A 14,574-nucleotide genomic window follows, 5' to 3' on the forward strand; every position below is an offset into this window, starting at 1 on the left:
GTGCCATCTTTGGTATAACAGCGGTTTTTTAAGTACCTGGCCAGTTGGTTTCGCATATTCTGGCGAGAGGATTTTTTCATCCTTCAAGGCGCAACGACGGGCGCGTAGCCATAGCTACGCAACCAGAGTTGGAACGCAGAAGGATGGAAAAAGCCGCCGTCCAGAATATGCGAAACCAACTGGTTAGGTACTTACAGTAATTCCCTGAAAAAAAGTACGCTTACTTTCTTGATCTATCCTTCCCCTCTGTAGACCAGAATGCAGGGATAGAATTATTAAACACTCACTTTTTGCAATACCTCTGTTGATGATGCTGTCGTTTTTTGTTGTCTGTCAGGCTGACCCATGGACAGAACCATTTATTATCGAGTTTGAACAAAATACAGGTTCTCCACTAAGGAACTTTTCTATAAAGCCTGACCGTCAAACATTGCCGGGAAGTCCATCAGGCATTGCCCACACAAACGGCTATACAGAATCAGATTCTCTGCCTGATGAAAAACGACAAAGACCCAGTGGTTATGGAGTAAAAAAGGCCATCATTGAGTCGATTTCATGGCAATGTCTTTACACCCGTTATCTTCTGGTCGGTTATGAACTCATCCTGACTGACAAAGACACTCCTTTAGACTCTATCTCTTATTCATGGCTAGCTGCAGAAGTGGTTGTCGCTATCGGTTGGCTTTTAAAAAGCTATTGGAAACGGGACTCACCGCTGTTTAACCCGTTTGAACAACAAGAGGCGATATCTATGCTGACACAGGGGTGCCAACCGTTTTCAGCCATCACTATGACGTTTGGCTCCAGAGATAACCAACAACAATATCAGCCAACGGAATCATCGCAACAGCAAGCTTCACAAGCCAGCAACCAGTCCGCAAGCGATTTAAACAGTCTCCAGTACTCTAACTCTGGCGACGATAACAAAAGCCCCGAACAAAACCTGCATACTTTGGGTTTAAATTGTTTTGTTCATCCCTGTCATGGCGTATGTAAACTCCAACAATCATCCGCTAGCAATGAGCGCGCTGAATTTCACTTTGGGGAGACCTGTGCGCCCATACAGACTTCGGAGGCGATGACAGAAAAACAAGCCGCTGAACCAGAAGCAATACCCGGACAAAGACTGTTTACTCATTTGGAGAATAGACACTACCTCAGTTGCATAGGCCCTTCTGATTCTGCAAAAGCTACACATTCCGAACAAAAGTCGCTTTTCAAACTATGGAATGATTTTTCTGACATTTACCCGCCCTTCTATACTGACCAACTATTTGAGCCACAGCCGCATGATATTAATGGTAATCTGGCCAACAGCATTAATTCTTCAGACGGGGTCGCCTTAGACGGGGTCGCTTTAGACGGGGTCGCCCTAGACGGGGTATCCATAGACTCAATGGGTACAGTAGCTGCTTTTACCACATTCCCTGCCGGGTCACTCAACCATGAAATGTCAATATCCGGAAATTGGCCTTCCATCACTGATGATTTTTCGGTCATTGACAGACCATTTGAACCGGGTCGTCTACTCGAAGAAAACATTTTTTCCCCGACGTTTATCAAGTTCTCCCCCCTGAAAGGAACTTCAGAAACACAAGAAAACACCAGTGAATCTTCTCATTCGGATCAGAGCCAACCTCATCTTTCCCAAACAGGCCTGGTAGGGGCTCTGTTGGATGAAAAAAACAGAATCAATACCGGGCAAAAAACCTGCCACATGACCGTGGTCGCGGAGTATGGCAAGCCTCGGCCTTGTGGATTAGTCTTCAAAAATGCTCGATCGCTGTCAGTTCACAGGTACAGAGACCATAGCGAGGAAAAAATTTGTAACTTGACTGTTGTCGGTAAAGAGGGCCAGAAACAGCCATGTGGGAAGATCTGCAAGAATAACGGAAGCCTGTTGGATCACAAAAGCAAAAAGCACTCCGGGAAAAAAACCTGCGGCCTCACAATAGTCGGCGAGGATGGACAGCAGCAACCATGCGGAGAGGTTTGCAAGAATGCACGTATCCTGATGGATCACAAAAAAATTAAGCACACAGGGCGGCAAACCTGTAAAGTGATCCTGGTCAGCGAGGATGGCCAACAACTGCCATGCGGGAAGACCTGCAAGAATGTACAAGCCCTCTACATTCACAAAAGCAATTACCACGGCAGGCAGCAAGCCTGTGGCTTGACCCTGGTCTCAGAAGATGGCCAACAGCGGCCATGCGGGACGGTCTGCAAGAATCCTGACGCTCTTGCGGCTCACAAAAGAATGGCTCACACCGCGCAACAAAGCTGCGATGTTCAAGTAGTCGGGAAAAACGGCCAACCAAGGCCATGTGGGATAGTCTTCAAGAATCTTCAATCTCTGTCATCTCACAAATCCAGAATCCACAGCGGGCATCAAACCTGTGACGTGACCGTTGTCGGCAAGGATGGCCAGCCAAGACCATGCGGGAAGATCTGCAAGAATGCTGGCGCCCTGTCGAATCACAAAATAAAACATCGAAAACGCAAGCCTGTTGATGTGGACCAGGGCGATGACCTCAGTCATCCAGAAAGTAAACAGAAAAAGTAACCACCAGTACAGGGCTTCAATGAAGTTTTACCCGGTGCAGCCTATGGTTTTTAACAGAGAGCCTTTAAAAGACATTCTTTGACAGAAAAGCACACTTATTTTCTTGATCTATCCTTCCTCTCTGTAGACCTGAATGCAAGGATAGATGTATTAAATACTCACTGTTCGCACTAACTCTTTTGACGGTACTGTCGTTTTTTGTTGCCTGTCAGGCTGATCCATGGACAGGACGATTTATTATCGAGTTTGAACTAAATTCAGGTTTTACAAACCGCAGCTTTTCTATAAAGCGAGACCAACATACATTAACGGTCAACCCATCAGACATTGCCGAAAAAAAAGACTATACGCAATCCGATTCGCTCTCTGAGGTCAAACGACAGCAAACTTACGTTTTCAGAGAAAAAAAAACCATCATTAAGTCCATTTCGTGGCAATGGCTTTACGCCACTAACCTGATGGTTGCTTATGGGCTGACCCTGAGCACCAAATATGCTCCTTCGAGCTTCATTTCTTACTCATGGCTACCTATAGAAGTGATTGTCGCTGTCGGCTGGCTTTTAAAAAGCTATTGGAACCCGGATTCATCGCCGTTTTACCCTATTGCACGACAATTGATATCTATATTGACACAGGAGGATCAATCTTTGGCGATCATCACCATGATGCCTGGCTATGGACATAACCAACAACAAGGTCGTCCATCAGGATCATCTGACCAGCAAGCCCCCCAAACATTTACTCACCCTTTAGTCCATTTGACCAATCTTGTGTTTTCCAACTTTGGCGATGGTAACCAAGGCCCTCAACAACACCAACATACGTTGGATTTAAATTGTTTCATCCATCCCTGTCATGGCCTATGCAGATTCCGACCATCGTCCGATTCTTACGATAGCGGCGCACTGAATTCCAAAGAAAGTTCGATTGGCCACACAGAAGCCCGCCCCGGGCAAGACTCATGCCCTCATTTTGTCAATAGAAACTGCTATCGTTGCAATTTAATGGACGGGGTCGCCTCAGACGGGGTCACCATGAACTCAGCAGGTGATGGGGCAACCAATACAAACACCTCTGCCGGGAAAGTAATCTGCAACGTGATCGTGGTCGGTAAGGATGGCCAGCTGAGGCAATGCGAAACGGCCTGTAAGAATGTCAGAACCTTATCGGCTCACAAAAGCGGACACCACACCGGGAAAAAAAACTGTAATATGACCCTGATCGGTGAGGATGGTCGGCAGCTACCGTGCGGGAAGCTCTGTAAGAATGCTCACGCCCTGTCATCTCATAAAAGTAGATACCATCGAGGGCAAAAAACCTGTGACGTGAACCTGATCGGCGAGGAACGCCAGTCGCGGCCATGTGGGAAGGTCTGCATTAATTCTAAAGCCCTGACAGAACACAAAAGAAGAGACCACAGCGAACAAAAAACCTGTGAAATTATCGTGGTCGGGAAGGATGGCCAGCAGTGGCCATGCGGGAAGACCTGCAAGAATATACAAATCCTCTCCATTCACAAAAGCAAATACCACACCGGGCAAAAATCCTGTAAAGAAACAGTAGCCGGGAAGGATGGAAAACAGCGGCCATGCGGGAAGACCTGCATAAATGCACAAGCCCTCTACGCTCACAAAAACAATTGCCACAGCGGGCAGCAAACCTGTGATATGACCCTGGTCTCAGAAGATAACCAAGAGCGGCCATGCGGGAAGGTCTGCAAGAATCCTGAAACCATGAGGGTTCACAAAAGAAGTGTTCATACCGGACAGCAAACCTGTGCCGTAACAGTAGTCGGGAAAAATGGCCAATCGATGCTGTGCGGGCTAGTATTCAAGAACCTTCATTCTCTGTCATCTCACAAATCCAGAATCCACAGCGGGCAACAAAGCTGTGGCATGACCGTCGTCGGGAAGGATGGCCAACCAAGACTGTGCGGGAAGGTCTGCAAGAATGCTGGAGCCCTGTCGAATCACAAAATAAAACATCGAAAACGAAAGCCTGTCAATGTGGAACAGGACGATGACCTCAGTCCTCAAGAAGACAAGAAGAAAAAGTAACGACCAGTACATGGCTTCAATTAGGTTTACCCGGTGCAACCTTTGGTTTGCGAGAAAGGGTCTTTAAAAGAAATTCTTTGACAGAAAAGCAAGCTTATTCTCTTGGTCTATCTTTCCTCTCTGTAAACCAGAATGCAAGGATAGAATTATTAAACACTCACTCTTTGCGCTGGCGCTATTGATGGTATTACCATTTTCCTTCGTCTGTAAGGCCGAACCATTGACAGGGCATTTTATTATCACGCTTGAACAGAATGCGGGTTTTCCAAACCCGAGTTTTTCTATCAAACGTGATCAACTCACATTACCGGGAAACCCGTCAGACATCGCCGACACAAATGACGATGCAAAATCCGATTCACTGCCTGATGACAAACGACACAGACCTGACGATTACGAGGTGAAAACGCCTCCCATTGAGTCGATTTCCTGGCAATGGCTTCACACCGCTAAGTTGCTGATTGCTTACGAACTGTTCCTGACTACCAAAAACGCTCATCCAGGCTCAAAACGGCTACCTGTAGAAGTAGTTGTCGCTGTCGGCTGGCTTTTAAAAAGCTATTGCCACCATTCACCTCTGTTTAACACAATTGAAAGACAATCGGCAGCTATATTGAAACAGTGGTATCAACTGTTTTCCCTCACCACTATGATGACAGGCTGTGAACATGACCAACAAAAGGGTCAATCATCAGGATCATCTGTTCAGCCCGCCCCCGCCACTCACCCTTTCCCTGCAGGCTATTTCACCGGCTTACTGTTTTCCGCTTCTGACGAAGGGAACGAAGACCCTCAACAATACCAACATACCCTGGATTTAGATTGCTTCGTCTATCCCTGTCACGGCGTTTGTAGATTTCGACCATTATCCGATAGCCGGACGCTGGACTTCCCAGATAGTTCGACAGGCCAAACAGGAGCGATAGCCGGACAAAGCTCATCCCCCCACTTTGCCGATAGAAACTGCTATCGCTGGCCAAGTCATTCTCAGACTGAAGATGTCAGAGATTACGATCAAAACATACCTTTGGAAACATTCAATGACCCTCCCGCCATTCAACTCCAGTGTGCTTCTGGGCAACTCGTTCAGGCACATGGCACGGATGGCAACCGAACCATTAACTGTAGCTCTTCAGGCGGGGTTGCCTTGGACTGGGGCGCCTTGGACTGGGGCGCCTTGGACTGGGGCGCATTAGACGAGCTCGCTCTGGTCTCAATGGGTGCAGGGGCAGACGATAGAAAGGCCACTGGCAAACAGACAATATGCAACGGGATAGTGGTCAGGGAGGATGCTCAGCCGCAGTCATGCGGGAGGATCTTCAAAAATCTTCAAGGCCTTTCGCATCACAAGGGAAAATACCACGGTGGGCAAAAAGCCTGTGACGTGCCCCTGGTCGGAGAGGATGGCCAACAGCGGCCATGTGGAGAGGTCTGCAAAAGTACTCAAGCCGTGACAGAACACAAAAGAACACTCCACAGCGGGCAACAAACCTGCAGTGCAAACGTGGTTGGAAAGGATGGCGAGCAGCGGCCATGCGGGAGACTTTGCAAGAATGCTCTGGCCCTGGCATCTCACAAAAACAAATTCCACAGCGGGCAAAAAGCCTGTGGCGTAACCGTGTTCGGAAAGGATGGCCAACAGCGACCATGCGGAGCGGTCTGCAAAAATTCTAAAGCCCTGACAGATCACAAAATAACAGTCCACAGCAGGCAACAAACCTGTGACATGATCGTAGTCTGGGAGGATGGCGAGCAGCGGGAATGCGGGAAGGACTGCAAGAATACAAAAACCCTCTACTCTCACAGAAGCAAACACTTCAGCAGAATACAAACCTGTGACTTGACTGTGATCGCAGAGAGTGATCAGGAGCAACAGTGCGGGAAGGTCTGCAAGAGTGCTGTAGCTCTGTCGAATCACAAAACAAGAGACCACACCAAGCAACAAACCTGTGATCTGACGGTGGTCACAGCGGATAGCCAACAACGACCATGCGGGGTGATCTGCAAAAGTACTCAAGCCCTGAGGACTCACAAAAATAGAGAGCACTGCGGGCAAAAAACCTGTGACGTGACCGTCGTCGGGGAGAATGGTCAACCGAGGCCATGCAGGCTATTTTTCAAGAATTTACAATCTTTGTCATCTCACAAAAGCAGATTCCACAGAAGGCAAAAAGCCTATGACGTGACTGTCGTCGCGGAGGATAGCCAGCCGCGACCATACGGGAAGATCTGCGAGAATGCTGGCCCCCTGACGGACCACAAAAGAAGACATCGAAAACGCAAGCCTGTTGATGCGGACCATGACAGTGGCCTTAGCCATCCAGTAAGTGAAGAGAAAGAATAACGACCAGTGCAGGGCTTCAGTGAAGTTTTATCCGGTGCAACCTTTAGTTTTTAACAGAGTTTTTTTTAAAAGAGGGTCTTTAAAAGAATTTCTTTGACTGAAAAACACGCTCATTTTCTTGATCTATCCTTCCTCTCTGTAAACCAGAATGCAAGGATAGAATTATTAAACACTCACTCTTTTCAGCAACGCTGTTGCTACTGTCTTTCTCTTTCACCTCCCAGGCTGAGTCGTTAACAATACATTTCATTGTCGAGCTTGAGCAGAATACAGGCTTTCCAAACCGTAACTTTTTCATTAAGCGTGACCAGCATGGGTTACCTGACAACCCGTCAGATGTTGCCAATGTAAAAGGCTATGCAGAATCAGGTTTTCCACCTGATAAGAAACAACACAGAGTCCTCAGTTATGGCGTAAAAACGTCCCTTTTGAGTTCCAAGCCTTATGCGTGGGTACCAATAACAGCCTTTGTTGATGTCGAGCCGCTTTTAAAACGCTATTGGAATCCGGACTCAGCTCAGCTTAACCCTATTGAACAAAAGGAGGCGACATCTATGTTGGGAGAGTACCCGTTTGCGACTATCACTGCGATGTTTAGCTCCGGGCATAACCCACCACAATACCAACAATCAAAATCATCTGGCCATCAAGCACCACAAGCCAACACACAACCTGCAGGCTCTTTCATTAGCCCTCTGTATTCTGGTTCTGGAGGCGGTGAAGGAGACCCTCAAGAGCACTCACATACTTTGAGTTTAAATTGTTTCGTCTATCCCTGTCATGGCGTCTGTCGATTCCGATCATCATTCGGTAGCAGAGCACCCGCCGAGTGGCCTCTGGATTCAGTTGGAAGCTCGACAGACCACACAGAGGCATTACCTGAACAAAGTTCATGTCCTCATTTGGCTAATGGATACTGCTTTAGTTGCATGGGTCATTTTGATTTTCTAAACGCTGCAGACTCCAGACAAGCTCTGTCTTTCGAGAGAATGGAGTTTTTTTCTGACATCCAACTCCAATACGCATCTGCCCAACTATTTCAGGTGCATAGCATTGCTGGCAACACAACCAGAAGCTGTAACTACGAAGAAGAGGTCGACTCAGACGAAATCGACGTAGAAAAGGTCGACTCAGACGAAATCGACGTAGAAAAGGTTGACTCAGACGAAATCGACGTAAAAGAAGCTGACCCAGACCCAACAGGTTTCAGGTTAGCCTATACAATAGACCCTTCCGGGCAACAAAGCTGTGAAGTGACCGTGGTCGCAAAGGAGGTTCAGAAGCAACAATGCGGGGCGCTCTGCGCGAATGCGAAAGCCTTGCAGGAACACAAAAGAAGAAAGCATAGGGAACAAAAAATCTGTTACCTGACCATAGTAGGAAAGGATGGTCAGCAGCAAAAATGTGGGATGGTATGCAAGAATCCTAAAGCTCTGTCGGATCACAAAAGAAAAGACCACACCGAGCAACAGACCTGTGACAAGATCGTGGTCACAGATGATGGCCAGAAGCGACTATGCGGGAAGATTTGCAAGAATAGTCAGGCGCTTTCGTGCCATAAAAGCAGATACCACACCGGTCGCAAAACTTGTAACCTTACCGTGGTCACAGAGGATGGCAAACAACGGCAATGTGGGTTGACAGTGGCGAATGCACGCACTCTGGCGGATCATAGAAGTAGACACCACACCAGGCAACAAACCTGTGACTTGATAGTGATCGGGAAGGATCGGCAACAGCGACTATGCGGGAGAGTCTGCAGAAGTACCAGAGCCCTGTCGGATCACAAAAGCAGATATCACAGCGTGCAACAAACCTGTCAAGCAACAGTGATCGGGAAGAATGGCCAGCCGCAGCAATGCGGTAAACTCTGCAGGAGTACCAAAGCCCTGTCGGATCACAAAAGAAAAAACCACAACGGGCAAAAAACCTGCGACGTAACAGTGTTGTGGAAAGATGGTCAGCGGCGGCCATGCGCGATGGTCGGCAAGAGCACCCAAGTCCTTTACAGTCAAAAAAGAATACATCGAAAACGCAAACCAGTGCCTGACCATGACTCAGGTCTTTGATCTGAGGCCGCCTTTTAATGAGGTTTGCCCGGTGCAACTTTTGTTTTTAAAACAGAAGGTCTTTGACAGAAAAATTCACTTATTTTTTGATCTATCCTTCCTCTCTGTAAACCAAAAGGCAAGGATAGAATTGTTAAGCACTTACTCTTTGCGACACTGCTGTTATTGCTACTTTCGTTGTTTGTAGTCTGCCAGGCCGAGCCCTGGACAGGGCGGTTTACTGTCGAGCTTGAACAGGATACAGATTCTCCAGGCCAGAGCTTTTCTATAGAGCATAATCAACATACATCGTCAAGCAATCCATCCGATATTGCTCACAAAAGCGGCTGCTCAAGATCAGCTTTGCCGTCTGGTGAAAAACGACAAAGATCGGGCAAATATGAGATTAAATCGACCATCATTGAGTCGGTTTCGTGGCAATGGTTTTATGCTGTTCATTTGTTGGTTGCTTACGAACTGGTTCTGACCAGCAAAGACTTCCGGCCACGCCCGGTCCCTTATTCATGGCCACCTGGAGAAGTGATCGTTGCTGTTGCATGGCTTTTAAAAAATTATTGGAGTCCGGATTCACCTCTGTTTAAACCGATTGAACAACAGGCGAGCCGGGATCAACTGTTTGCAATCATCACCATGATGCACCGCTCTGGACATGACTCACCACAATGCCAGTCATCAGCATCGTATGGCCAGCAGACCCGACAAAGCACCATCAATCTTTCGGGCTCCTTCACCCGCCACCTGAATGCTGGCTCTGGCAACGGCAACGGCAACGGAGATCCTCAACTACACCTTCATACTTTGGATATAAATTGTTACGTCTCTCCCTGCAGTGGCCTATGTACATACCGGCCATCATCTGACAGCAGGGAGTCAGCTGAATGGCCACTGAACTCCCCGGAAAAATCGATTATCGGACTATTAAATGGTCATTCCGAGGTTCAACCCCTATTCGAGGCCGAGCCACAAACGGCTGACATTGATGGCAACCCAGCCAATATCTGCATGCCTGTATACGGGGTCGCCCCGGACTCCATGAGTTTAGAAGCCGCTTATACTACAGACCTCACCGGATCACTCAACCACATGGTGCCAACGCCTGAAAGTTTGCCTTTCATTGATAATTTTCCGTTCATTAATGAGCCAATCGATCTACAAAGTTTTTTTGAAGAAATCAAGGTTTTCAATACGCTTACCCATTCAGAAACACAACAAACAACCATTGAGTCATCTCAATTGGGTCAGAGTCCACCTCACCTTCCCCAGACAGATTCACTACAAACCCTGTCGGATCATAAAAGCAACGACCACACTGCACAAAAAACCTGTAAGGCGACCATGATTGGTAAGGATGGTCAGCCGAAACCATGCGGTAAGATCTGCAAGAATGCTCGAGTCCTGGCAGATCACAAACGCAAGGACCACACCGGACAGCAAACCTGTAACCTCACCTTGGTTGGGGAAGACGGCCAGCAGAGGCCTTGCGGGCAGGTCTGCAAGAATGCTCGAGCCCTATCATCTCACAAAAGCGGAGCCCATAGTGGGCAACGAACCTGTGATGCAATAGTGGTCGGAGAGGATAGCCAGCCCAGGCCATGCGCAGTAATCTGTAAAAATAGTCAAGTCCTGACGCACCACAAAAGAAGGAACCACAGCGGGCAAAAAACCTGTGACGCTGCAGTGGTCGGGGAGAATGGCGAGCTGCGAACATGCGGGACAGTTTGCAAGCATGCTGAATTCCTGAGTGAACACAAAAGAAGATACCACTCCGGGCAAAAAACCTGCCAAGTGATCATGGTCGAAAAGGGTGGCCAAAAGCGACAATGCGGGACGATCTGCAACAATTCTAAAGCCTTGGCGAATCACAAAAGAGGACAGCACAGCGAACAACAAACCTGTAGCGTTACCGTGGTTGGAAAGGATGGCCAGCAACAGAAATGCGGGATGGTCTGCAAGAATTCCAAAGCCATGTCGAATCACAAAATAAAAGATCACTCCGGGCAACAAACCTGTTACGTGACTCTGTTGACAAAGGATGGCCAACAACGGCCATGTGGAAAAGTCTGTAAGAATGCCAAAGTCCTGGCGGATCACAAAAGATACTTCCATAGCGGACAACAGAACTGTGGCGTAAATGTGGTCGGGGAAGATGGCCTACAGCGGCCGTGCGGGAAGCTCTTCAAGAATACTGAAGCCTTGAATAATCACAAAAGAAAACATATAAAACGCAAGCCTTTTGAGGCGGATCAGGACGACGACCTCAGTCCTGAAAAAAAGGCAAACTGAAAAAGTAACAGCCCTGATCTTTAGTAGTCACGATCTGCCCCTCACCTCTCATTGGGTTTTGTCCGGGAAATCCTATGATTTTTAACAGAAACTCTTGGACGGGAAAACACACTTATTATCTTGATCTATCCTTTCTCTCTACAAACCAAACGGCAAGGATAGGATTGTTAAACACTTACTCTTTGCGGCACCGCTGTTATTGCTACTGTCGTTGTTTGTCGTCTGTCAGGCCGAACCCTGGACAGAGCCTTTTGTTGTCAAGTTTGAACAGGATAAAGATTATCCATGCCAGAGCTTCTCTATAAAGCATGCTCCTTGCAGATTGCCAGGCGGTCCATCAGATACTGTTCACAAAAAAGGCTATGCAAGACCAGCTTCGCCGCCTGATGACAAACGACAAAGACCGGGCGATTACGGGATTAAAACGACCACTATTGAGCCGACTTCGTGGCAATGGCTTTATTCCACTCACCTGTTGGTTGCTTACGAACTGGTTTTGACCATCAAAGACGCCCGACCAGATTCTGTCCCTTATTCATGTTTACTCTTGACATCCTCCTCCAGCTAGGTCGCTGGAGGATTCCTGTTGCTAGACAGCTACTTTCTCACGATTTCGCTGAAGTTCCTGCTTCTTCAAAGGCTCTAACGAACCCTCTCCACAGGCTAAAACGCTGTGCCCCAACGCTAGTATATTTTTTGCAGCCTGAATATCTGCATTCTCAGAATGACCGCAAGCCACACACTCGAATTTTGCCTGAGTATTTCTGTTTGCCTTCTCAGTGTGACCGCAAGAGCTACATGCTTGGCTGGTATATGCCGGATTAACCGCAACCACTTCACCACCTAACCAGCCCTGCTTATACTCAAGCTGCCGTCTGAACTCATACCATCCCTGATCGAGAATGGATTTGTTAAGTCCAGACTTGGCCCTCACATTTTTACCGTGTTTCTCTGCAGTGCCCTTTGCAGACTTGGACATATTCGATACCTTCAGATTCTCAACCACTATCATTGCGTGATTTTTGCTAATTTCGGTTGAGGTTTTGTGAAGGTAATCAGCCCGACAACTGGCTATTTTACTGTGAATGCGGCTAATACGCTGATTTTGCTTTTTCCAGTTTTCGGAGAACTTCACTTTGCGGGAGAGCTTTCTTTGTTCTCTGGCAAGCTGTCTCTCGTGTTTCCTGAAAGCATTAATCGGTTTGTACTGCTTACCGCTGGACAGCGTGACAAACTTGGCAATACCCATATCCAGACCAACCGCTTTTTCAGAAGGGTGAACCGGAGTTGTTAATTCTTGCTCGGTTTGAAAACTAATAAACCAATGGCCTGATTTACGGGTAATGGTGCAATTCTTTATCTCACCTTCTATGTTGCGAGACTTGCGGAATTTTACCCAACCCAATTTACTTGGCAGTTTTACTCTGCGATTTTCAACCTTGCAGTACTTGGAGAACTGCATGATACGAATTGAGTTATGGTGATCTTGGTTTCGCTTCTTGAAGCATGGCTTTTCAAACTGGACTTCCTTGATTTTCCCGGCTTTGAGTTTTGCCAGGTCGTCAAAGTGACGTTTCCATGCCGCACCAAGATCATTCAGTTTTTGCTGCAAGGCAACGGCATTTCCCTGAGTAAGAAAGCTCGTTTCTTCGTCTTTTTTCCATACTGGAAGCCACTTGTGCATGGTATAAGATGATGGAATTTTTTCGCCAGACTCCCACTTTTCATTGCAGATGCTCAATGCTTTATTCCAGACAAAGCGAGCTGTGCCACAAAGCTGCATGAGTCTTACATGCTGCTCTGGTGTTGCCTTCAGTCTGAATTTATATGCCTTGAGAATCTTCATTGATGCAATCAGTGTGTTAATCTTTAATGCTTAAATTACATAGCATAAAGTGGAATATTAAGCATTAGTATACAAGAAATAAAGAAAGGCCGACACAGTGCTTATACTTTGCACTGCCACATTGTTTTTGTGACAAAGTACAGAAAGAAGGTGCTTGGCGAGTTGCATCTAGCCAGACTCAGAGAAATATTTTCTGAGATATGCGGAAACTTTGAGGCAGAGCTAACAGACTGCAATGGAGAGGCAGACCACGTTCACCTGTTGGTTGAGTATTCACCCAACACGCCAGCCATTGCGAAACGAGTAAACAGTCTGAAAGCTGTTTCATCCAGACGATTAAGGCAGGAGTTTTGTGATATTGCAGGTGCGTACCGAAAGCCGGTTTTGTGGTCAAGATCGTACTTTGCTGGGAGCTGCGGCGGAGCCCCTCTGGAGGTAATTAAACAATACATAGAGAACCAGAATCAGCCCTAAGGGGCTGAATGAAATTCACCTCCCGCCTAGCTCGGCGGGAGCACTCTTTCAAGCGCAGGTAGAAGTGATTGTCGCTGTTGGTTCGCTTTTAAAAAGCTATTGGAACCCCGATTCACTGCTGTTTAACCCGATTGAACAACAGGCGAGCCAGGATCAACCGTTTGCGGTCATCACCGTGATGGCTGGCTCTGGACATAACTCACCACAATGCCAATCATCAGAATCATCTGTTCAGCAAGCCCTGCAAACCACCACCTATCCTTCAGGCTCCTTCACTCATTACCTCAATAATCACTCTGGCGATGGTAATGAAGATCCTCAACCAGACTGGCATACCTTGGATATAAATTGTTACGTCTCATCCTGCAATGGCGTTTGCAGATACCGACCGTCATCCGATAGCAGAGAGCTAGCTGAATCGTGGCTGAATCCCAGGGAAAATATGCTTTTCGAACTATTGAATGATTTTTCTGAGCTGCACCCTCTATTCGAAGCTGAGCCACAAACGGATGACATTGATGGCAACCCAGTCAATTTCTGCACGCCTGAAGACGGGGTCGCCTTAGACGGGGTCGCCTTAGACGGGGTCGCCCCGGACTCATTGAGAGGGTGTCGCAAAACTCCAACAGCTCGTTCCCACGCTCTGAGGTCGTCATTCCCGCGAAGGCGGGAATCCAGCGCCAACGATGGATCTCTGCCTTCTCGGGGGTGACAAGGCCAGGGGGCACCGGGCAGTATGGTTCTGGTGGTGAGTCAGTGTGGATTCCCGCCTTCGCGGGAATGACGAGAATGAAGCCGGGAATGACGAGAGTGAAGCCGGGAATGACGAGAGTGAAGCCGGGAATGACGAGAATGAAGCCGGGAATGACGGGAGTCAACTTGTTCCCACGCTGGAGAGAGTTTTGCGACACCCCCATTGAGTGCGGGGGCCGCTTATA

The 14,574-nt window shown here is 47.7% G+C and carries 9 protein-coding genes; 7 read left to right on the forward strand and 2 right to left on the reverse strand.

Translation table 11 applies throughout. The annotated features are described in order from the left end of the window. Positions 1 to 307 precede the first annotated feature (307 nt). The 6 genes from P6910_RS21095 (at position 308) to P6910_RS21120 (ending at position 11,884) form a co-directional block, all read left to right on the forward strand. The gene (locus P6910_RS21095; RefSeq protein WP_317143228.1) at positions 308 to 2,563 is read left to right on the forward strand and encodes a hypothetical protein; all 2,256 of its coding nucleotides are present in this window, start codon (positions 308 to 310) and stop codon (positions 2,561 to 2,563) included. 179 nt (positions 2,564 to 2,742) lie between these two features. Then, complete coding sequence (locus P6910_RS21100) at positions 2,743 to 4,620, forward strand: hypothetical protein (RefSeq protein ID WP_317143229.1); 1,878 nt, start codon at positions 2,743 to 2,745, stop codon at positions 4,618 to 4,620. Positions 4,621 to 4,801: 181 nt separating this feature from the next. Further along, positions 4,802 to 6,964 carry a hypothetical protein gene (locus tag P6910_RS21105; protein ID WP_317143230.1) on the forward strand — a complete coding sequence of 721 codons (2,163 nt, stop codon included), beginning with the start codon at positions 4,802 to 4,804 and terminating at the stop codon, positions 6,962 to 6,964. A gap of 194 nt (positions 6,965 to 7,158) precedes the next feature. Continuing rightward, on the forward strand, positions 7,159 to 9,033 hold the full coding sequence (locus P6910_RS21110; protein WP_317143231.1) for a hypothetical protein: 1,875 nt from the start codon (positions 7,159 to 7,161) through the stop codon (positions 9,031 to 9,033). Positions 9,034 to 9,210: 177 nt separating this feature from the next. Further along, positions 9,211 to 11,316 (forward strand): hypothetical protein, encoded by a 2,106-nt coding sequence (locus P6910_RS21115; protein ID WP_317143232.1) that lies wholly within the window; start codon positions 9,211 to 9,213, stop codon positions 11,314 to 11,316. Positions 11,317 to 11,515: 199 nt separating this feature from the next. After that, a complete protein-coding gene (locus tag P6910_RS21120) occupies positions 11,516 to 11,884 on the forward strand; it encodes a hypothetical protein (protein WP_317143233.1) in 369 nt (122 codons plus the stop codon). 21 nt (positions 11,885 to 11,905) lie between these two features. Here the strand turns inward: P6910_RS21120 and P6910_RS21125 are convergent, their stop codons facing one another. Further along, the gene (locus P6910_RS21125) at positions 11,906 to 13,162 is read right to left on the reverse strand and encodes a transposase (protein WP_317143234.1); all 1,257 of its coding nucleotides are present in this window, start codon (positions 13,160 to 13,162) and stop codon (positions 11,906 to 11,908) included. A gap of 63 nt (positions 13,163 to 13,225) precedes the next feature. Between P6910_RS21125 and tnpA the strand changes: the two genes are divergently transcribed. Next, a complete protein-coding gene (tnpA, locus tag P6910_RS21130; protein ID WP_317146576.1) occupies positions 13,226 to 13,636 on the forward strand; it encodes an IS200/IS605 family transposase in 411 nt (136 codons plus the stop codon). 530 nt (positions 13,637 to 14,166) lie between these two features. Here the strand turns inward: tnpA and P6910_RS21135 are convergent. Then, positions 14,167 to 14,547, reverse strand: a complete 381-nt coding sequence (locus P6910_RS21135) for a hypothetical protein (RefSeq protein WP_317143235.1) — start codon at positions 14,545 to 14,547, stop codon at positions 14,167 to 14,169. Between the last annotated feature and the right edge of the window lie 27 nt (positions 14,548 to 14,574).

The sequence above is a fragment of the Endozoicomonas sp. 8E genome (assembly GCF_032883915.1).
Taxonomy (GTDB): domain Bacteria; phylum Pseudomonadota; class Gammaproteobacteria; order Pseudomonadales; family Endozoicomonadaceae; genus Endozoicomonas_A.

What these genes read in the sequence shown, in the direction of transcription:
- P6910_RS21095 (WP_317143228.1), top strand. Translation starts at nt 308, where the DNA reads ATGATGCTGTCGTTTTTTGTTGTCTGTCAGGCTGACCCATGGACAGAA.
- P6910_RS21105 (WP_317143230.1), top strand. Translation starts at nt 4,802, where the DNA reads ATGGTATTACCATTTTCCTTCGTCTGTAAGGCCGAACCATTGACAGGG.
- P6910_RS21125 (WP_317143234.1), bottom strand. Translation starts at nt 13,162, where the DNA reads ATGAAGATTCTCAAGGCATATAAATTCAGACTGAAGGCAACACCAGAG.